The organism is Amygdalobacter indicium (genome assembly GCF_029101545.1).
Taxonomy (GTDB): Bacteria; Bacillota; Clostridia; order Saccharofermentanales; family Fastidiosipilaceae; genus Amygdalobacter; species Amygdalobacter indicium.
This window is the reverse complement of record NZ_CP118866.1, coordinates 716646-735155: the sequence shown is the minus strand read 5'-3', so window position 1 is coordinate 735155 and position 18510 is coordinate 716646. Positions and strand designations below refer to the sequence as shown.

Annotated in this window: 21 protein-coding genes; 7 read left to right on the top strand and 14 right to left on the bottom strand. The window is 39.5% G+C overall.

Annotated elements, in window-relative coordinates; genetic code table 11:
- Positions 1-39: 39 nt before the first annotated feature.
- From PYS60_RS03070 to PYS60_RS03045, 6 genes are read left to right on the top strand one after another with little or no spacing between them, the layout of a single operon-like run.
- The gene (locus PYS60_RS03070) at positions 40-1089 is read left to right on the top strand and encodes a hypothetical protein (protein WP_315570749.1); all 1050 of its coding nucleotides are present in this window, start codon (positions 40-42) and stop codon (positions 1087-1089) included.
- An 8-nt stretch (positions 1090-1097) separates the two neighbouring features.
- On the top strand, positions 1098-2333 hold the full coding sequence (locus PYS60_RS03065) for a CpaF family protein (RefSeq protein ID WP_315570747.1): 1236 nt from the start codon (positions 1098-1100) through the stop codon (positions 2331-2333).
- 2 nt (positions 2334-2335) lie between these two features.
- Entirely contained in the window at positions 2336-4006 is a 1671-nt protein-coding gene (locus PYS60_RS03060; protein ID WP_315570745.1) for a type II secretion system F family protein, read from the top strand.
- Between the two features lie 47 nt (positions 4007-4053).
- Positions 4054-4338: a hypothetical protein gene (locus PYS60_RS03055; RefSeq protein ID WP_315570744.1), complete on the top strand. Its 285-nt coding sequence runs from the start codon at positions 4054-4056 to the stop codon at positions 4336-4338.
- Between the two features lie 16 nt (positions 4339-4354).
- Positions 4355-5290 carry a hypothetical protein gene (locus PYS60_RS03050; RefSeq protein ID WP_315570742.1) on the top strand — a complete coding sequence of 312 codons (936 nt, stop codon included), beginning with the start codon at positions 4355-4357 and terminating at the stop codon, positions 5288-5290.
- A gap of 5 nt (positions 5291-5295) precedes the next feature.
- A complete protein-coding gene (locus PYS60_RS03045; RefSeq protein ID WP_315570739.1) occupies positions 5296-5745 on the top strand; it encodes a hypothetical protein in 450 nt (149 codons plus the stop codon).
- 78 nt (positions 5746-5823) lie between these two features.
- Here the strand turns inward: PYS60_RS03045 and atpC are convergent, their stop codons facing one another.
- From atpC to PYS60_RS02995, 10 genes are all read right to left on the bottom strand, one after another.
- A complete protein-coding gene (gene atpC, locus PYS60_RS03040) occupies positions 5824-6255 on the bottom strand; it encodes an ATP synthase F1 subunit epsilon (RefSeq protein ID WP_315570738.1) in 432 nt (143 codons plus the stop codon).
- 17 nt (positions 6256-6272) lie between these two features.
- Positions 6273-7670 carry a F0F1 ATP synthase subunit beta gene (gene atpD, locus PYS60_RS03035; RefSeq protein ID WP_315570736.1) on the bottom strand — a complete coding sequence of 466 codons (1398 nt, stop codon included), beginning with the start codon at positions 7668-7670 and terminating at the stop codon, positions 6273-6275.
- Positions 7671-7688: 18 nt separating this feature from the next.
- Positions 7689-8636, bottom strand: coding sequence for an ATP synthase F1 subunit gamma (gene atpG / locus PYS60_RS03030; protein ID WP_315570734.1), 948 nt, complete (start codon positions 8634-8636; stop codon positions 7689-7691).
- The gene (atpA, locus tag PYS60_RS03025) at positions 8636-10654 is read right to left on the bottom strand and encodes a F0F1 ATP synthase subunit alpha (RefSeq protein WP_315570732.1); all 2019 of its coding nucleotides are present in this window, start codon (positions 10652-10654) and stop codon (positions 8636-8638) included. The genes atpG and atpA overlap by 1 nt, the downstream gene beginning before the upstream one ends.
- The gene (locus PYS60_RS03020) at positions 10641-11237 is read right to left on the bottom strand and encodes an ATP synthase F0 subunit B (RefSeq protein ID WP_315570730.1); all 597 of its coding nucleotides are present in this window, start codon (positions 11235-11237) and stop codon (positions 10641-10643) included. The genes atpA and PYS60_RS03020 overlap by 14 nt, the downstream gene beginning before the upstream one ends.
- A 13-nt stretch (positions 11238-11250) precedes the next feature.
- Positions 11251-11481, bottom strand: a complete 231-nt coding sequence (atpE, locus tag PYS60_RS03015) for an ATP synthase F0 subunit C (protein ID WP_315570728.1) — start codon at positions 11479-11481, stop codon at positions 11251-11253.
- 15 nt (positions 11482-11496) lie between these two features.
- Positions 11497-12315, bottom strand: coding sequence for a FoF1 ATP synthase subunit A (locus PYS60_RS03010; protein WP_315570726.1), 819 nt, complete (start codon positions 12313-12315; stop codon positions 11497-11499).
- Between the two features lie 105 nt (positions 12316-12420).
- The gene (upp, locus tag PYS60_RS03005; RefSeq protein WP_315570724.1) at positions 12421-13062 is read right to left on the bottom strand and encodes a uracil phosphoribosyltransferase; all 642 of its coding nucleotides are present in this window, start codon (positions 13060-13062) and stop codon (positions 12421-12423) included.
- A 627-nt stretch (positions 13063-13689) separates the two neighbouring features.
- A complete protein-coding gene (gene hflX / locus PYS60_RS03000) occupies positions 13690-14874 on the bottom strand; it encodes a GTPase HflX (RefSeq protein WP_315570722.1) in 1185 nt (394 codons plus the stop codon).
- Between the two features lie 16 nt (positions 14875-14890).
- Complete coding sequence (locus tag PYS60_RS02995; RefSeq protein ID WP_315570721.1) at positions 14891-15505, bottom strand: thioredoxin family protein; 615 nt, start codon at positions 15503-15505, stop codon at positions 14891-14893.
- 261 nt (positions 15506-15766) lie between these two features.
- Here PYS60_RS02995 and PYS60_RS02990 point away from each other — a divergent pair, with 261 nt between their 5' ends.
- Positions 15767-16309 carry an adenine phosphoribosyltransferase gene (locus PYS60_RS02990; protein WP_315570719.1) on the top strand — a complete coding sequence of 181 codons (543 nt, stop codon included), beginning with the start codon at positions 15767-15769 and terminating at the stop codon, positions 16307-16309.
- 101 nt (positions 16310-16410) lie between these two features.
- Here the strand turns inward: PYS60_RS02990 and PYS60_RS02985 are convergent, their stop codons facing one another.
- The 4 genes from PYS60_RS02985 to infC all read right to left on the bottom strand — a co-directional run bounded on the left by PYS60_RS02985 (position 16411) and on the right by infC (position 18481).
- The gene (locus PYS60_RS02985; protein WP_315570717.1) at positions 16411-17259 is read right to left on the bottom strand and encodes a TrmH family RNA methyltransferase; all 849 of its coding nucleotides are present in this window, start codon (positions 17257-17259) and stop codon (positions 16411-16413) included.
- An 85-nt stretch (positions 17260-17344) separates the two neighbouring features.
- Positions 17345-17695: a 50S ribosomal protein L20 gene (gene rplT / locus PYS60_RS02980; protein ID WP_315570716.1), complete on the bottom strand. Its 351-nt coding sequence runs from the start codon at positions 17693-17695 to the stop codon at positions 17345-17347.
- A gap of 22 nt (positions 17696-17717) precedes the next feature.
- On the bottom strand, positions 17718-17915 hold the full coding sequence (rpmI, locus tag PYS60_RS02975; RefSeq protein ID WP_315570714.1) for a 50S ribosomal protein L35: 198 nt from the start codon (positions 17913-17915) through the stop codon (positions 17718-17720).
- Between the two features lie 41 nt (positions 17916-17956).
- Positions 17957-18481: a translation initiation factor IF-3 gene (infC, locus tag PYS60_RS02970; RefSeq protein ID WP_390866552.1), complete on the bottom strand. Its 525-nt coding sequence runs from the start codon at positions 18479-18481 to the stop codon at positions 17957-17959.
- Between the last annotated feature and the right edge of the window lie 29 nt (positions 18482-18510).

The window sequence follows — 18510 nt, the reverse complement described above, 5'->3', positions numbered from 1 at the left end:
AGCCGCTGCGAGCTGAAGCAATAAGTAAAGGAGAAAAAAATGAAAACAATTTTTGCTATTTGGGGACTGTTTTCTGCAATTAAAGCAGTAAATAACACATATATACAAGAGTTAAAAACAGCTTTAGCTCGCTATTATAATTCATCTCAAATATTCGTTGTTACTTTGGACAAACTGCAAAATCAACTGCTGTGTTCCAAGTTCGATGAGATGTTTATATTCTATTGTCCTGAATATCTGACAATAGACGAAAAAAATTTTGTAGAGCAAAATTCCGAGCAATTAAAAGAGCAGCAATGCTTCTTAATTCCCCTGCATGAAGTAAATAAATTTACTAAAATTAATCGTATAGAATTAGCTGAAATTGACGGATCAAATAAATCTCTGTTTTCACTTGATAATGAATCTTATCTGATTGATACCGACATTTTGGCTCAATCATCTGTTCTGCTCAAATATTCCTCTTTGGCGGAAATATGTGCAAGGGTCAATCGGTTAATAGAAAAAATTGATCGTTGTGAATTCATATCTTTTATTAATTATCCTTACACTTCGGATTGCAATGCTTTTTTTCTGGAAATGTTGCATAGCTTTATACAAACTGCCTCCGCCTGCCTCTACATACCTTTAATTTCCGATTTTGAAGCACTGGATTTAGCAGCTATATCCGATATTTGCCCGCCTTATGAACCGAACGGCGAAAACATATGGCTGTCCAACAGTTTTAATGATGTGGAAGACATCGATTTTAATCGATACATTAAATATAGTAAAGACGGTTTGCTCGGCGTTTTGCAATTAATAGATAAAGAGCACAGTATTTCCCGGATAAATCCCAATAATTGGGAAAATTTCTGGGACTCTTTGAAATTATTTATAAGCAAACAAAAACATATCCGCAAAATCATTTGTCAACTTGACGTCCACAACGAAGCTGCCTGGGAAGCTACGTTAAAAGCCGGCAATCTTATATATACCTGTAAGCGTAACTTGGAATCATGCCCGGAATTTCTAATACCGGAAAACTGGAAAAAATTTCTCACCCAAGAAACGCAAATTAAGTTCATACCTTCAAATGAACAAGTATGAGGTGCAGTATGAAATTATCTCTCAAAGAAAAATTACGCAAATATATTGATAAGCACAAAGGGTTACCGCAACTAAAAGCAATACAAGTAAATAGAGATGAACGCGAAACAAATACTTTAGCGATAAAAAACGCCATTCGTTCCGCCTTATATCAAAATATTAAGCAAGTACATAATTTAAGCAATCAGGAATTATGGCAAAAAATAAATATTGAATCACGTGTAATTATGCTGCAATATAATATAACTCTTGCAGATCAAAGGCGAATAATTCAGGAGATATTTGATAAAATACGCGGCTATGACTTATTGCAACCGCTGATAAGCAATCCTCTAATCACCGAAATCATGGTCAACAAATATGACAGGATATTCTACGAACAGGGCGGCAAAATTTTTCATAGTCAAATCAAATTTGAAAATGAGCAGGCATACAGAGAACTCATTAATCACTGGTTTGCTAAAGCTAATCGTCCGCTAAACCACAGTTATCCCATAGCTGATTTACGTTTACCTGACGGCTCCAGAGCTCATGCTGTTATTCCTCCTGCCTCTCCTGACGGCCCGATATTGAATATTCGTAAATTCAGCAATGTAAAACCAGATCGTAATTTTTACATTTCCCGGAAAGGGATTCCGGAAAAATATATGGAATTTTTAGAAAATGCGGTACGAGATAAAAAGAGTATTTTTATTTGCGGCGGTACAGGCAGCGGTAAAACAACCTTACTCAATATTCTTTCCGCTTCTATTCCTACCGATGAACGGGTAATTACAATAGAGGACGCTTGTGAATTGCAGTTGCAAAATATCAGTAATCTGGTCCGACTGGAAGCTCAAAGAATTGATGCCGGCACAGTTACCCAAATTAATCTGAGTAATCTTATTAAAGCATCTTTGCGTATGCGACCCGATAGAATTATCGTGGGTGAAGTAAGAGGAGAAGAAGCAGTCGACTTATTAAATGCCATGAATACCGGTCATCCCGGAGCCTTATCAACGGGTCACAGCAACTCCTGCCTTGATATGCTGTATCGTCTCAGCAATTTGATCTTTGCCAACAGTAAAATCCCCTATGAAGCAATCCAGCGCAGTTTAGCTTCCGCCATAGATTACTTGGTGTTTATTAAAAGAGAAGCGGACGGACTTAGACATGTTGTGGAAATTGAAGAACTGACTGACTATAGCAACAATCAATTTATCTTATCCCCCGTTTACTTATTTTCGAACAATTCAGGAGAATAACTATGTTAGAGAAAGCAAAATTAAGAATTTTATATTTATACAAATATATTCTGGATTTACCTTGGCAATTAAAGCAAAGTCAACCTAATGATGAGCAATTAGAAACCGGATATATTCGTGATGACTTAATAAGTCCGATATTAAGAATAGAGAAATCCATTTATCTGTGCAGTTTTTTCCTGGCCGTATGTACAGCAATTTTTTTGGTAACACCGTTTGTCAACAATATTACGTTTTTATTTGTTGCGACCTTCATATTAGCGTGCTTTATTTTTAAGTTGTTCAATCACTTAATCGGAAGAAGAAAATTGCAAATAAATGAATTAGCGTTTCACAGCTTTTTGCAGGAATTATCAGCCTTGATTCACAACGGTTGTTCGATGGAAAATGCTATTTTGGAAATAGCGCCGCACCTCTCCAACTATTACGGCAAAAAATCGCCTTTAGCCGATATACTGGCAAATATCTGCAGTGCTATCAGTAACGGCTGGACAATAAACGATTTGAATCGTGAGTTTATGCGTTTGTTTCCCAATAATTATGCTTACAATTATTTCACAATATTACATGATCCTGTAAGCATCAGTAACCATCTGCTCAGCCTCAGCCGTACATTCAGCAAAAACATAAGCGCTAAAAGTAATTTGGAAAAAGAAATTGCCGCTAACGCTGCCCAACAACAAATGGAAGCTGTAATTTTAGCAATTATGCCTTTTATAATTATTTATGCTTTACGTTTTTTACAAGGTGACTTTTTTTCACCCGCATTAACTACAATGCCCGGTCCTTTATTGCTGACTGCTGCCTTCTTTTTCATAATTTTATCAATGCTTGTGCTTTTTCGCCTTTTTTTACCGCAAAAACTGAATATTAATAAAGAAAAGCTGCCGCTGCCTAATTCTTATATTCAAAAGATAGCCGGATTAATCTGGCCGTTTATCCTGGTAGCTGCACCGGTCAATTATATTGATAAACTAAAAAGCAACTTAACTTTACTTTATTCTCTTGTTGAAAAGCAAAATAATGATAAACAGGATAACCTATCGCAAATGCAAAATTTATTAATCACCTATTTTGCTGCAAAAATTCGTTTAATTTTACTAATGAGCGGAATTGTCCTGCTTTTCTGCCTCAGCAATATATTGTTCATTCTATTGCTCCCGCCGGCAATAATTATTGCTTTCGTAGAACCTGATTTTACACTTAATCGTAAATGTCAAAAATATAAGCTTTTGTTGTTGCATACCTTTCCCTGGGACTTCAGTTTACTGATTTTGCTTTTGAAAAACAATTACAGCTTAATTAACAGCATAGGTAAACTGGAAAAGTTACTACCTGATAATGACATATTAAAGCAAAAATTTGCGGAAATATACCATGAAAACGCCCTGGGAAAATACAGCGATAATACCTTTTTTCGCTTCGGAGAAAAATTGCAAATTATGCCTTTAAATAACTGCCTGAGTGCTTTACGCGCTTATATTACCGGAGGTGATATTATCAGTCTCAAAATGTTAAGTGAGCAAACCGAACAATTGTTTATCGGCGCTTTACAGGAACAAAAAAAAGCTCAAAGTAAAAGACAAAGTGCTTTTGTCTTACCGATGATGCTGGACCTGATTGCGGTAATATTAATCACTTTGGCTCCTATAATTCCCAATTTAGCTTATTAAACTAACGGCCGTTAGAAATTAATAATAAAAAAGAAAGAGGTAATTTTATGAAATTATTAAAAGACAAAAACAACAGGATTATCAATCTCAACTACAAAAGAAAGTATTTGTTCAGTCAAATTTGCTTGAAAAATATTTGGCACAAGCATATGCGTAAATGTCTGCATCATTCCGAACAGGGTTCCGTAGTGCTTGAAGTTGTCATAGTTATTGCCGTAATTATTGCTGTAGCTTTGATATTCAACAAAACCTTGAAAGAATATGCCAATAGTCTGATTAACGTTGTCTTCGGCGAACGTTCATTCTTCGACAGTCTTAAACCGGGTGTATAAAAGGAGAATTCAAATCATGATTAACTTCATAAATCATCATTCTAAAATAAGAAATGTTACTCTCAAACGTAATCTTACTGCGGATTTTGCAGACAATAACAATGCCAATGACCGAAAACACTGTTTATCATCATCCGTAAACAGTTTACGCCGTTATGCTCTGAATAATATGCAAATTTCCACGGGTATAGTCGGCTTGGAAAAATGTTTGTTCTTTCGTTTACAACCGCATGATCAAATAAATCATTTAACTTTAGAATATCTGCATAAATGTCAAATACAAAAGAATCATAACGCTTTTACGTTTTTGAAATTTACGTATTATGAGCCGAATTATTTTTTGGCACCGATTAATAATCTTTGGTGCCTGAATAATTACAACTTTAACTATGATCATCCTTATAGCGTCCAATTACTATGCAGTTTATTGAGTGCTTTACTGCAAATTATCAATTTTTACAACTCTTCCTGGTTTTTACATTCGTATTTGGTCCTGGATAGAGACAAAATATTTTATAATCAGGAAAAATCCACTTGGGTATTTTGTCTGTTGCCGATTAAATATCATCAATCAAAGACACTGAGTATAAGCGGTAACAATATGAATACTTACGAAAGCGGCATGCAGGAAAATATTGTAGAATTCAACAATACATTAAATAGCACGATCAATGGCACAAGCGAAAATAAAAGTGGCGGCGTTTTAGAGTATCCTCCGATGCAGGAAAATATTGATAATTTAATGCAGTTTATTCTTCAAAAATTGGATCTTCTCTGTCGTCATGCACCGATAAATAAACTATCGCTTAACCGCTTCAAAGGAAAAGAAACAAATTTTATTATGGAATATCCTGATTTATCTAAGTTAATCAAATTAATTAACGAAGATATTATGAAAGCAATCAGTTATCTGCAACAGTTCAACCGTACTGTCAGACGTTTAGCGAGCTGATTATTGTGAAAAACATTTATTTTAAGCAAGCATGTTTGATTCGCCTTTCTGCAGAAAAATTTACTCAGCTGCAAATATTAGCTAAAAATTTGTCGTTTCATGATTACTGCATAAAAATCGGAAATTGGATTACTTGCAGCAGCAATTTAGCAAAAGACGCGATTTTTCTACTGCCGAATTGTAGTTTCAGCGGTTTGAAAGGATATTGTGATTTCTATTGGAAGGAGCTGATTAATTGGGAATTGTTGATGTTTTACGATCAGGAAAATGATAATTACAGGTTAAAGTTTTCTGTTGTTGCAGTTTTTCTGCCTTTAGAAATAATTTGTGCCGCAAATAAAAGTACTTTCAACCTTCAAAGTGAGGCGAATAAACAAGAAAATTATGACTTACCGCTACACCATGGTGATCTGATTACTATAAACAACAATCACTTCTTGTACTTTGCTCCTTGAAAGCACCTTGAAATTTATATAAAAGAAAAGCGTCATTGTCATCAATGACGCTTCCTATGGAATACTGCTTTAACTGCCTTATTCAGCAGGCTTATCACCATACTGTTCAGCTACATGGATTCTGGCTTTTGCCCGTCTCATAGCATGTTTAGCGTGGCTTTTAACAGTTTTGCTGCTCTTAGAATCATTGAACTTCAGTCGGTTACGTTCATAACTGGCTTTAGCTCGAGAAACATCGATTTCGTTCGGCCACTCAGCAGCATTGCAGATAACAGTTACCTCATCTTTATGAACTGTAGCATAGCCGACGGATAAAAAGGCATTGTAGTAAGTATCGGCAACTCGATAACGCAGTAAACCGGGAATGATAGCCATAATAACAGGTGTATGTCCGTACATCACACCGTTAATACCGTCTTCCGTATTCAACTCCACTAAGTTACATTTTACATTTACCAATTCTCTGTAAGGAGTAACTACAGTTAATTTGATTAAATCATTCACTGCCATAGTTCAATTCCTCAACCTTAAAGCGACTTATAGGCTTTGAATACGTCATCGATATCGCCTTGCATGAAGAAGCACTGCTCAGGTATACGATCGCATTCACCGCCGATAATTGCTTCAAACGAACGAATATTGTCGGCTAACTTAACATACTTTCCGGGATATCCGCTTGATTCCTGCATAACAAAGAAAGGTTGTGAAAGGAATCTTTGAATTTTACGAGCACGTTGGACCAACTCTTTATCTTCTTCACCCAACTCGTCCATACCCAAGATAGCTATAATATCTTTCAATTCCATATAGCGTTGTAAGACCTTTTGAATTTGGCGAGCAACTTTATAATGACGGTCACCTAAAACTGAGGCTGTCAATATACGCGAAGATGACTGCAGAGGATCTACAGCCGGATAAATACCTAATTCAACTATGGAACGACTTAAAACAGTAATAGCATCCAAGTGGGCGAAAGTTGTAGCCGGAGCCGGGTCCGTTAAATCATCCGCCGGAACATAAACAGCTTGAATTGACGTGATGGAGCCGTCGGAGGTTGAAGAAATTCTCTCTTCCAAGGCACCTACCTCATTAGCCAATGTAGGTTGATAACCTACAGCTGAAGGTATACGTCCTAACAAAGCTGAAACCTCCGAACCTGCCTGCACATAACGGAAAATATTATCAACGAAGAACAAAACATCTTTATGTTCAACATCACGGAAATACTCCGCCATTGTTAAACCTGTTTGAGGTACACGCATACGGGCACCCGGCGTTTCATTCATCTGACCGAAAGTCATAACGGTATTTTTACTAACACCTGAGGCTTGCATTTCCTGCCACAGTTCCTGACCTTCACGCGAACGCTCACCGACACCGGTAAATACCGAATAGCCGCCGTGCTCCTGCGCAATGTTACGAATTAACTCCAGAATCAGAACGGTTTTACCTACACCTGCGCCGCCGAACAAACCGATTTTACCGCCCTTACAATACGGAACAAGGATGTCCAAGACCTTTATGCCCGTTTCCAATACGGCAATGTTTTCATCAATTTTTTCGTAACTCGGAGCACTACGGTGAATCGGCCAATTTTCTGTACTGTTAATCGCACCTAAACCGTCAATTGCTTTACCTGTAGCATCCAACATTCTTCCTAATAATTTCGGTCCCACAGGTACGGTAATCATTGCGCCGGTAGCTATAACATTTTCTACTCTGCTCAAACCTTCAGTCGGATTCAAGCTGATACAGCGCACCGTTCCATTTCCCAAATCCTGCATAACCTCTAAAGTGATTTGACCATGGAAATTGTTAGCCGGGATCAATAAAGCTTCTCTCAAAGTTGCTGCTTGCTCAACTGCAAACTCAACATCGATAACTGAGCCTATAATTCTTGTTATTATTCCTTTTGCATCTTTCATATAAACCTCCAAGCTCACTTATAGAATTGAGCCGGAAATAATTTCGTTCAATTCTTGGGTTATCTGTTGTTGACGCACCCTATTCTTTTCAATTTGCAACTTACCTAACAACTCATCTGCATTATCAGTTGCCTGATTCATAGCGGTCATTCTCACCGCCTGCTCACTGGCGAAAGATTCGGTAAACGCACCGTATACCATACCGTAAATATAAGTCAGACTTAAATAATCTTTCACCTTATGCGCGTTAGGTATCCATTCCATCGTCTCATGCTGATAAAAATTGCAGCGTTGTTCCTCTTCTTCAATTTCAGCTTGGCTGAACAGCTCACTCAACAGCAGATGCAGTCCCTGGTAGTCAGCCGGCATAAGACGGGTATATATAGGATGTGCCTGTATTTTGTTTTTCATCGTCGAATAAATAAGGTAAATAGAATCGACCTTGTTTTCATGGTACAAGTCAAACATATTATTGGCAATATCAGTTGCATCGTAGAAGTTGGGATTATCTATATGACAATTCCATGAAGCATTAACCTGATAACCATCTCTTACCAAACGTTCTCTGCCGATTTTTCCTAAGAAACGAATCTCATAGCTAAAAACATAACCGTCTTTTTCTATGCGGACCCTGGTATCGTTGATCACCTTTTCGGCGAATCGCACTACATTCAGGCCGTAGCTGCCTGATAAGCCTTGTTCTGCACCGAAGACAAAGAACAAAACTTTCCATTCACTACCGGCCGGCTTTTGCTTAATCTGAAACAAATTGGACAATGCTTCAGGTTCAGCAATCATCATTTCTTCCATTGTCCGAACACAACCGAGGAAAAATGGTTTAGTTAAATCCAACAGCTTACGTGAACGCTTCATTTTAACCTGCGAAACTAACTGCATCGCTCGGGTTATTTGTTTTATTTCCCGTATTGAACGAATATGCTTTTTAATTTCACTGTTCTGCGGCATTATGACTCCTTAACCTCAGCTGTCTCAGCTGTTTCAGCAGTTGCAGCGGCATCGGACTGTTGTTTTTCCGACAAACTGTTATGGTAAAAGTCGTTGAAAATATCTTTCAGCATATTGACTTCCAAATCAGTTACTACTTCAATATTTTCAAATTCCGTCAAAACATCGCTCCGCTCTTTGATCAAATACTCAGAGAAGCTATCGATATAATGGCGCAAATCTTTCACCGGCACTTCGTCGAATCCTGCATTTGTACACAGAGAAATCAGCAACAGACTGAGGGCCATCGAACGATTCAGATGCTCAGATTGTTTCAAAATTTCATTCAGACGTTGTCCACGAGCAATTTGCTGTGCCGTAGTAGCATCCATTTCACCGGACAATTGCGAGAATGCCTGTAATTCACGGAACTGAGCCATACTGACACGCAAAGGACCTGCGGCTTTACGCATAGATTTTGCCTGACAGGAGCCGCCGACACGTGAAACTGACAATCCGACGTTAATAGCCGGGCGTTGACCTGCGAAGAACAAATCACTTTCCAAATATATTTGACCATCTGTAATTGAAATTACGTTTGTCGGAATATACGCGGAAATATCACCTGACTGAGTTTCAACAATCGGGATAGCTGTTATCGATCCGCCGCCTTTATTATCACTTAAGCAAGCTGCACGCTCCAACAGACGGGAATGGATGTAGAAAACATCGCCCGGATAAGCTTCACGTCCCGGTGGTCTGTGGAGAAGCAAAGAAATTGCACGGTAAGCCTGCGCATGTTTGCTCAAATCATCATAAATAACCAAAACGTCCTGATGGTTTTCATACATATACTCCTCGGCCATAGCACAAGCTGAATACGGTGCAATGTACTGCATAGCCGCACTTACAGAAGCTGAAGCTGCAACTACAATGGTATATGCCATAGCTCCGCGAGCTCTTAACAAAGCAACTTGACTTTTAACTGTAGACATTTTCTGGCCGATAGCAACATAGATACAAATGACATTCTTACCTTTTTGGTTAAGAATAGTATCAATTGCTATAGTCGATTTACCGGTTTGACGATCGCCGATGATTAATTCACGTTGTCCTTTACCAATAGGTATCATTGAGTCTATAGCTGTTACACCGGTATAAAGCGGTTCCTTAACTTGCTTACGGTCAATAATAGCAGGTGCCGGATGTTCTATCGGTCTGTAGTGAGTCGCCTGTAAATGTTGTTCATGGTCCAAAGGTCTACCCAAAGGATCAATAACTCTACCTAAGAAAGCGTTACCGCAAGGAACACTCAAAACTTGTCCGCTGCCTTTACAGCTGGAACCGGATTGGACACTGTCTTCCAAATTCAACAGAACCACACCGATTTCATCTTTTTCCAAGTTCATAGCTAAGCCGATGGCGCCACTGTTGAAAATAATCATCTCACCGTTAACGCAGTGCTTAAGGCCGCGAACTTTCGCAATACCATCACTGACACTCAGTACGTCGGCCATCTCCTGTTTTTGATTATCAAAGATATCCGACAACTTATTTTGAGTATCGTCACTGAGATCACTGACCTTTTTTGCTAATAACAATTTGGCATACAAACTGGATTCTTTAGCAAAAGCGGAAGTGGAAAATGTTTTGGCATGCGGTTCAATTACATTCTTATCACCGTTTTCGACCTCTAACGAGCCCTTACCGGCTGTCAAATCCCAGACTGAACCGGCACCGAATTGGTTGTGATTGAATAACATATCGCGTAAAGCTTCTTTGCTTATGTCATCCAAATCAACATCACTGCTATACAGTGCACCGGCCAAATTTTTCAATTTGCCCAATAGAGAATAATCATAGAAATCGTTATTAACTTTAATTGTAAAGCCCGACTCCAATTTGGGGTCAATCTTACTTTCAACACTGTAATCATCTGCAGCAAAGTCATAACGTTTCGCTAATGCACTGACTAACTTATCAACAGCCGGGGAAGCCATTTGTTTAGCAGATGTTATTATAATTTTATTCTGCGTCATGTTTCTTCCCGTCTTTCTCTACTTTTTGCAAAGCATCAACAACTTGTGAAACTAAAGCTTGATCGGTATTGGGGGCATTATTCTCACTATTGAGTTGTTGCAAAACTCGCAAAGACAAACTGATTGCTTGATCTCTCTGTTCCCGTTCCTTCGCTTCCCAGACAAGTTTCTGTTCTGCTTCCTTGTTCGCTAAATAACGATCGGCCTCTTTTTTAGCAGCATCCAACATTATTTGACGTTTAGTATCCGCCTGTTCTTTCGCTTGAGCAATAATTGTCGCCGCTTTCAACTTGGCATCTGCCAATTCCGCTTTAACTTTTTCAGTTTCCGCTTCGGCTTCAGCTTTAGCCGCCTTGGCACTATCCAAATTTTTAGCGATATCCGCCTTTCTTTGAGCCGAGACTTTCTTTATCGGCTTATAAATGAAATGACGAATGATAAAGTAACTGATTAACAGATTAATTATTGCCGCTATTGCCGTAACTATATAGCCGGAAACATTTTCCGGTGAAAAAACATTTACTTCTAACAGAAATGTATGTGTACAAGGGGCGAGCAAGGTATCTATTAAATCTAAACCCATTTAAGTTGCCTCCTTATTTGAAAACAAACAGCAGGATCAAACTGACGACCAAAGCATAAATAGCTGTAGCTTCAATGAAGATAATAGCAATAAAAAGCAAGCTTTGAATTTTATTTGCCATTTCCGGTTGACGTGCCATGGAATCAAACGCCTTACCTGATGATAAACCGATACCTAAACCTGCTAAACCGGCAGCAAATGTGATGGCTAAGCCTGCCGCCAATGCAATTAAACCTCTATCCATATTATTCCTCCAATATTAAATTTCACGTAATCTTTGTTCTTCGTGAGCTTTGTCGGCAGCTTCTCTTTCCATTTCTGCCAATTTATCCACGATTTCACCAACATAATTCAACGTTAAATAAGCAAATACCAAGCCTTGAATTATGCCGTCACCGACATCAAACCATAAGCCCAAAATCGACGGTACGAACAAAGGAATTACCAAGCTGATAAATTCAATTAAAATGTATGCGCCGAAGATATTACCGAAAAGACGGAAGGCCAATGATATAGGCTTGATGATATAGTCCAAAATGTTAAATGGTAACAAAACTGCTTTCGGATACAACAGAGTCTTAAGGAAGCCCTTAATACCGACAAAGTAAATACCCATGACAATCACAAAAAACAAGGTAAAAATACCTAACGCAATCGGGAAAGCGGGATTGCCGGCGGGAGGTGCAACTTTAAATAACGAAACCAAATTCGTTAAAGTAATAAATGCGCCGACGCTGACAATATATGGTGCCATCACATGTGTCTGTTTTTCATTCAAATGATTCTGCCCACAAGCGTTCTCCACCATGTTAAACATTTTTTCTACAAGACTTTGCACAGTTGAAATATCATAAACTTTAACGTGATATTTGAACCAAACAGCGAAGATCAAAATTACGAGTACGGTAAATTCAATTCCGATTACTGCCAATGGAATCGGTACAACGCCCCATGGAGTTGTAACACTGAAAACAGGTCCGAAGTTTATTGCTTCCTCGATTCCTTTACCAATATCGCGACCGCCGATTTGAAAATATCTGACCAACTGCTGCAAAAATTCTTTTAGAAATTCCAGCATGTCTGCGATTCTCCTTTCTATAATCACTCGTAAGAAAACCCCACTACCTTAGCCGTTAAGTCCAGTGGGGTTAAGTTGAGTGTTAAAATCTGATTTAGTAATGAACTATTTAGTGCCGTAAATACGATCTCCGGCATCACCCAAGCCCGGAACGATGTATTTATTTTCGTTCAAAGACTTATCGTTCGCCGCACAATAAATAGTTACATCGGGATACGTTGTGTGCAAATGACGGATTCCTTCATCTGCTGCAACTAAGCAAAGAAATTTGATTGACTTGACATTTCTCTGTTTAAGGAAACTGATAGCTGCCACAGCCGAACCGCCGGTTGCCAGCATCGGATCCAAAACATAAACGCTGCGATTTTCAATATCATCCGGCAATTTGCAGTAATATTCTACAGGTTCATGTGTTTTCGGGTCACGGTAAAGACCTACATGACCGACTTTTGCTGTCGGCACCATACTCATAATACCGTCAACCATACCTAAACCTGCACGCAGAATCGGAACCAGAGCCAATGTCTTGCCGGATATTCTATAACCGGTAGTTTTAGCGATAGGCGTTTCTACCTCATAAGTTTCCAAAGGCAAATCTTTTGTAACTTCATAGCACATCAACATGGCTATTTCGTTAACCAACTCGCGGAAAATCTTGGTAGAAGTATCCTTAGAACGCATAATTGAAATTTTATGCTGAATCAAAGGATGATCAAACACATAAACGTTATCGTCGATTTTTCTCATTTGTTACAACCTTCTTTGTTTCTTTCAATTTTAATACTTAGTCTCAGTCAAAGCAAGGAAAAAGCATCATTCGATAAAAAGCAGTTTTATCGTCATTTTGTCCTGTTTTTAGGTGCGTTCAGTGAGTTTTATCAACAAAATGCACAATTATATTTTTCTTATGTTTTTGCATTTTTTAACGAATAAGGCACTGAAAGCCCAAATATTAATAGGTTTTTCCCTATCCTGGTCTTAGATAATTGTTAATATTCTTATTTTTTTACCTTTAGCGCAATTTACAATTTCAGGCGACCCTCAGACTGCTTTTTGCTGTAAAAGTGCAATATAACAATTATGTAACAATTATTTGTCTTATATCCTTTTTTATCCGGTAAGCATGACATATTTCTATACTCTGCACAGGCAGCAAATGCAGGCAGATTACATTCTCACTTCCGGACTAACTTACAGCAGTAGGCAAGCCGAGGGGTGCAGCAGCCGGACCAAAGACAGCGCATCCGAACCAAGTGCAGCAGGCGAACCAAAGACAGCTCATCTGAACCAGGAGCAGAAAGCAGCCGAACCAAGGGCAGCAGCCGGACCTAAGGCTCACAGCAGTAGGACCCGGGGCAGAGCGTTTAATACGTTTCAATCGCCATTTTCTGCTATTTCCTGCAATTTGTTCTGCAAGGCAGCGCGTAATTTTTCGATCTGAAAATTGCCTTTAACCGAGATAAAAAATAAATCCTGCGGCTGACACAACGTATGCAATTTGTTTAAAAGTAAAGAGTCTACCTGACTAAGATCGTTATGCAACAGATCCATTTTATTGGCGACATAAAGGCGGGGCACTTCAGCCGCACCTATTTGTTTAAGTAAATTTTCTACGACTTCAAGTTGGGCGACAGCCTGGGTATCGGCAGCATCCAGAACCAACAAAAGTAAATCCGCTTTTGCCGCTTCCTCCAAGGTACTTTTGAAAGCTTCGATCAGATGATGGGGTAATTTCCTGATAAAGCCGACGGTATCAATCAGTAAGCTGTCTGTCGCCAATTTAGGCAACCATAAGTGTCTGCAGGCAGGATCAAGGGTGGCAAAGACCTGATTTTCCGTATATAAATCACTTTTGCATAAAGAATTGATTAAACTCGATTTGCCGGCATTGGTATAGCCTACCACAGCAACAGTTAAAGCGCTTTTGGTCCGATGTTGGCGGACAATTTGCCGCTTTTTCCCTAATTCCGCCAGTTTTTCCCGTAATGTATTTATCCGTCTTTGAATATGACGGCGATCGGTTTCTTTCAAGCTTTCGCCCGGACCTCTTGTGCCGATACCACCTGCCAAACGGGAGTTGAAGCCCAACATGAACTGGATGCGCGGTAAGCGATATTGCGCCTGGGCCAAGGCCACTTGCAGTTTACCTTCGGCGCTTGTGGCTCTTCCGGCAAAGATATCCAAAATTAAAAGTGAACGATCAATTATTTTCAACTTCGTATAATCTTCAATATTTCTCAATTGTGCCGGACTCAGTTCATCGTCACAAATTAAGCAGTTAGCTTTTAATTTTTCGGCCAGGTCTTTGATCTCCGCCAATTTACCTGCTCCGATATAATATTTGGCGTCGATTTTATCTCTATTTTGATAAATTTCTGCCAGAACTTCCGCCCCTGCCGTATGAGCTAATTCTTTCAGTTCTTCCAAGCCGGCCAGAACTTCTTTTTCATCCTGCGTCTTCAGACAAACGCTGAAGCAGATGGCCCGCTCTTTTTCGTCGCCGTCATTTCGTTGAAAGAGTGTTTTTTCGGCCTGATTGGCCATTTTTTTGTTAGCCATAAAGTTTACCCCCTTTTTAGCTCTGCTTAGGCAGCAATTGTCTCAGTTCACTGTTCAAATCGGGGCTGAGATTATCCCAGTCTTCCATTTTTTCCCAAACTAATTTCTCCTGTTGAAAGAGAAGTAATACAGGCACAGTTTTAATCTTATACTTTTCGGTAAAATCGACAGTTTTTTCTATATTGATTACAAAAAAATCGACGTCGTTGCTGTAGTTTTTGCTTAAATCCAATATTACGGGCAAATATTTATGCGCCGCTTCGGACCAATTGGTCACCCCGAAGATAACTGTCGGCCTTTTGGATTTTGCTATCTCATCTGTAAATTGAGCGTTAAAATCAATTTTCAGGCGTTTATCTCCTAACAATTTGATAATTTCAAAATCGTTGGTATGCAGCAATTTTTCAAAATTGTTTGTCTCATCTTGGTGAGAGACGGTAATTTTTTTTGTACTTTGAGGCAACGGCGTAAGGTTATCCTGTGATTTGCCGTTTTTTCCGTGAAAACAGGCTGTTAAGAGCAAAGCTGCCGCTACCAGTGTTATGTATACATTTCTTTTATGGAAAAATCCGCTTCGCATTTGCATAGCTGCACATAATTCCCTTTCTTTCATCTTTAAGTTATTATACATTTTTCTCGACCGAATTTCCCGGTTGAATTTCCGCCCTAACTCCCGGCCCAATTTCCCGGCCTAAGTTCCGAGCTAACTTCAGACCTAATTTCCCTGCCCCCAAAAAATAATTTCCCGCCGAAAAAGTTGAAATTGGAAAATTTTCATCCTGCAAGTTATTCGGCAGTCAGCAGTGCTTGTGCATGTTACTTTACGAATAATATGATAAAATAGTAAATGTTTTTATTTTAGACTGTTTACAGTTGGAGACGGAGTAACCCTATGAGCAAAAACTTGGATCGGAAGTTGCGGCATATACACAATTATCCCAAACGCGGAATTGATTTCATTGATATAACTACAGTTTTGAAGAATGCGCAGGATTTTCACGATTTAATTGCGGAATTGCAGGCTGCCTGTGCGGATTTGAATTTTGATAAAATTGTTGCTGCCGAAGCGCGCGGCTTTATTATCGGTTCTGCCCTGGCCTATATTATGCAAAAAGGTTTTGTACCTGTACGTAAAGCCGGCAAATTGCCTGCCGCTATTTACAAGAAAACATACAAGTTGGAGTACGGCGAATCGACAATTGAGATGCATAAAGATGCGCTGCAAGCCGGAGAAAGAGTGCTGTTCGTCGATGATTTGCTGGCTATCGGCGGTACGGCTGAGGCTGCTTGCGAATTAATCGAGTCTGCCGGAGCTGAGGTGGCAGGCGTGCTTTTCTTTGTTGAATTGGCGGGTCTTAACGGCCGTCAACGTTTGACTAAATATGACGTACGCTCTCTGTATCTTGTGCATGAGGATGACTTGAGTCAGGATTAATAATCCATCTTTGCGATTTTGCAGGCCTGCATTCTGCAGGCTTGTATTTGCAGCCTTGCAGTTTGCAAGTTTGCCCTCTCCGGTCTTATATCATCAGTCTTTTATCTGAAGCGTAAAGCTGCCAAGGTCACAGCACAGGCGGCGGCAGCATTTAAAGACTCGTTATTCGGCAGCATTGGTATAGTTAAGACGGCATCCAGATATTTTTGCGTTTCTTCCCTGATTCCGTTGCCTTCATTGCCGATAACTACAGCTAATTTTAAGTCGGCAGCAGCTGTCTTGCTTTGTAAGTAATCATAAATACTTTGATTGTTAAAACCGGTTCCAAGAATTTGATAATTATGCTGCTGCAAAAGGGAAAAAAGCTGCGCTGCCTCAATTTGCTCTACAAGCGGGACTTTGAACATGCCGCCCATAGCAGCACGAATGACTTTGCTTTGCCAGGCGTGAACAGTTGCCGGCAGGGTAAAAATTGCTTTAATTCCAAAAGCGGCGGCTGAGCGAATAATGCTGCCCATATTTCCCGGGTCTTGCAAGGCATCAAGAATAAGTACAATTTCAGCGGTCTGAAAATTTTTCACCGGCGGATAAAAGTTAAATGTTGTTTTATGAGTTAAGAGCGACTGTAAATCGGCCTGAGACGGGATTTGCATAACGGCCGCCCAGCCTTGAGAGCTTACGGTATTAACCAAACTTTCTAAGAGCGAATCTTCTAAAATAACGCATTCACGGCCGTTGGAAATTGTCTTTTTTTCCTCTTCGGTTAATATGGGCCACTGCTCTTTACTTAATAATACCGTTGAACAATTTGCAGCATAGCGACTCTGCAGCAATTCATGCACTAAGCGCTGCCCTTCAAGCAAACATAAGCCGGCGATTTTGCGCTTAGCTATGCTGAGAAAATATTTATACTGTTTGTTTTGTCTGCTGTTAATTATTTTCGGCTCCATCAAAATACCTGCACTCTTTCTGCGATATGAAAAAATCCCTCTATCTTCGCGAGACAAAGGGACTTTTCTGAAATATCTGCTGAAATTACTTGTTTTTAACCATCTCAACCAAGTTGGCAAAATCTTGAGCCTGATTCAAAGCCATATCGGCCAAGACCTTACGGTCAAGCAAAATACCTAAGCTCTTCAATCCGGCCATAAAACGGCTGTATGACATACCGTTCAAACGGGCAGCAGCATTGATACGAGCAATCCACAAGCTGCGGAAATCACGTTTTTTCAAGCGACGATGGGCAAAAGCATAATTACCCGACTTCCAAACCTGTTGCTTGGCGACTTTAAACAATTTACTCTTACGGCCATAATAACCGCGAGCCATTTTCAAAATTTTCTTGTGTTTGGCGCGTTGTGTAACGCCTCTTTTAACTCTGGACATTTACTTTTCCTCCACGCTCTACTTAGTTATAAGGAATCATTTGTCTAACGTTGTTAGCAAATTGACCGACCATCTCGGTTGAACCGCGCAAATTACGTTTTTGGCGTGGTGACTTACAAGTTAATTTGTGCTTCTTATCAGAGTGGAAGCGCATAACCTTGCCGCTGCCTGAAATCTTAAAACGCTTTTTGGAAGCGCTGTGAGTTTTTTGTTTTGGCATAAGAATTCCTCCTCAATATCTATTACCTAACTTAGAATAAGTTATTTAGTTTTTTTTGGAGCTAAAAACATGTACATGTTTCTACCTTCCAGCTTCGGTGCTTTCTCAATCACGCAACTATCGGCACATGACTCGGAAAATTTCCGCATTACTTCAATTCCCTGATCTATGTAGGTCATTTCCCGACCGCGGAACCTGATAGCTACTTTAACTTTATTTCCATCATCTAACCACTTGCAAGCATTTCTCCGTTTGAAGCTCAAATCGTGTTCATCTGTCGTCAATTTAAGCTGAACTTCCTTAAGTTCCTGAACTTTCTGATTCTTTTTCGCTTCTTTTTTGTACTTTTTCTGTTCGAATAAGTACTTACCGAAATCCATAATTTTGGCAACGGGATTAGTCGGATTGTCTGCTACTAAAACCAAATCCAAATCTGCTTCTTCAGCTTTGGCTAAGGCACTGCTCAAACTCAGTTCGCCTAATTGTTCACCGTCCTGGCCGATAACACGCAACTTATGATATGTAATAGCTTCATTGACCAGCACACGCTCTTGTTTCTTAGCGATGGTAACACCTCCTGTAATAAAAAAAAACA

What these genes read in the sequence shown, in the direction of transcription:
- PYS60_RS02990 (WP_315570719.1), top strand. Translation starts at nt 15,767, where the DNA reads ATGAGCAAAAACTTGGATCGGAAGTTGCGGCATATACACAATTATCCC.
- rplT (WP_315570716.1), bottom strand. Translation starts at nt 17,695, where the DNA reads ATGTCCAGAGTTAAAAGAGGCGTTACACAACGCGCCAAACACAAGAAA.
- atpE (WP_315570728.1), bottom strand. Translation starts at nt 11,481, where the DNA reads ATGGATAGAGGTTTAATTGCATTGGCGGCAGGCTTAGCCATCACATTT.
- PYS60_RS03010 (WP_315570726.1), bottom strand. Translation starts at nt 12,315, where the DNA reads ATGCTGGAATTTCTAAAAGAATTTTTGCAGCAGTTGGTCAGATATTTT.
- PYS60_RS03060 (WP_315570745.1), top strand. Translation starts at nt 2,336, where the DNA reads ATGTTAGAGAAAGCAAAATTAAGAATTTTATATTTATACAAATATATT.
- atpD (WP_315570736.1), bottom strand. Translation starts at nt 7,670, where the DNA reads ATGAAAGATGCAAAAGGAATAATAACAAGAATTATAGGCTCAGTTATC.
- hflX (WP_315570722.1), bottom strand. Translation starts at nt 14,874, where the DNA reads ATGGCTAACAAAAAAATGGCCAATCAGGCCGAAAAAACACTCTTTCAA.
- rpmI (WP_315570714.1), bottom strand. Translation starts at nt 17,915, where the DNA reads ATGCCAAAACAAAAAACTCACAGCGCTTCCAAAAAGCGTTTTAAGATT.
- PYS60_RS03020 (WP_315570730.1), bottom strand. Translation starts at nt 11,237, where the DNA reads ATGGGTTTAGATTTAATAGATACCTTGCTCGCCCCTTGTACACATACA.
- atpC (WP_315570738.1), bottom strand. Translation starts at nt 6,255, where the DNA reads ATGGCAGTGAATGATTTAATCAAATTAACTGTAGTTACTCCTTACAGA.
- PYS60_RS03055 (WP_315570744.1), top strand. Translation starts at nt 4,054, where the DNA reads ATGAAATTATTAAAAGACAAAAACAACAGGATTATCAATCTCAACTAC.
- PYS60_RS03070 (WP_315570749.1), top strand. Translation starts at nt 40, where the DNA reads ATGAAAACAATTTTTGCTATTTGGGGACTGTTTTCTGCAATTAAAGCA.
- PYS60_RS03050 (WP_315570742.1), top strand. Translation starts at nt 4,355, where the DNA reads ATGATTAACTTCATAAATCATCATTCTAAAATAAGAAATGTTACTCTC.
- atpG (WP_315570734.1), bottom strand. Translation starts at nt 8,636, where the DNA reads ATGCCGCAGAACAGTGAAATTAAAAAGCATATTCGTTCAATACGGGAA.
- PYS60_RS02985 (WP_315570717.1), bottom strand. Translation starts at nt 17,259, where the DNA reads ATGGAGCCGAAAATAATTAACAGCAGACAAAACAAACAGTATAAATAT.
- PYS60_RS03065 (WP_315570747.1), top strand. Translation starts at nt 1,098, where the DNA reads ATGAAATTATCTCTCAAAGAAAAATTACGCAAATATATTGATAAGCAC.
- atpA (WP_315570732.1), bottom strand. Translation starts at nt 10,654, where the DNA reads ATGACGCAGAATAAAATTATAATAACATCTGCTAAACAAATGGCTTCC.
- PYS60_RS02995 (WP_315570721.1), bottom strand. Translation starts at nt 15,505, where the DNA reads ATGTATAATAACTTAAAGATGAAAGAAAGGGAATTATGTGCAGCTATG.
- upp (WP_315570724.1), bottom strand. Translation starts at nt 13,062, where the DNA reads ATGAGAAAAATCGACGATAACGTTTATGTGTTTGATCATCCTTTGATT.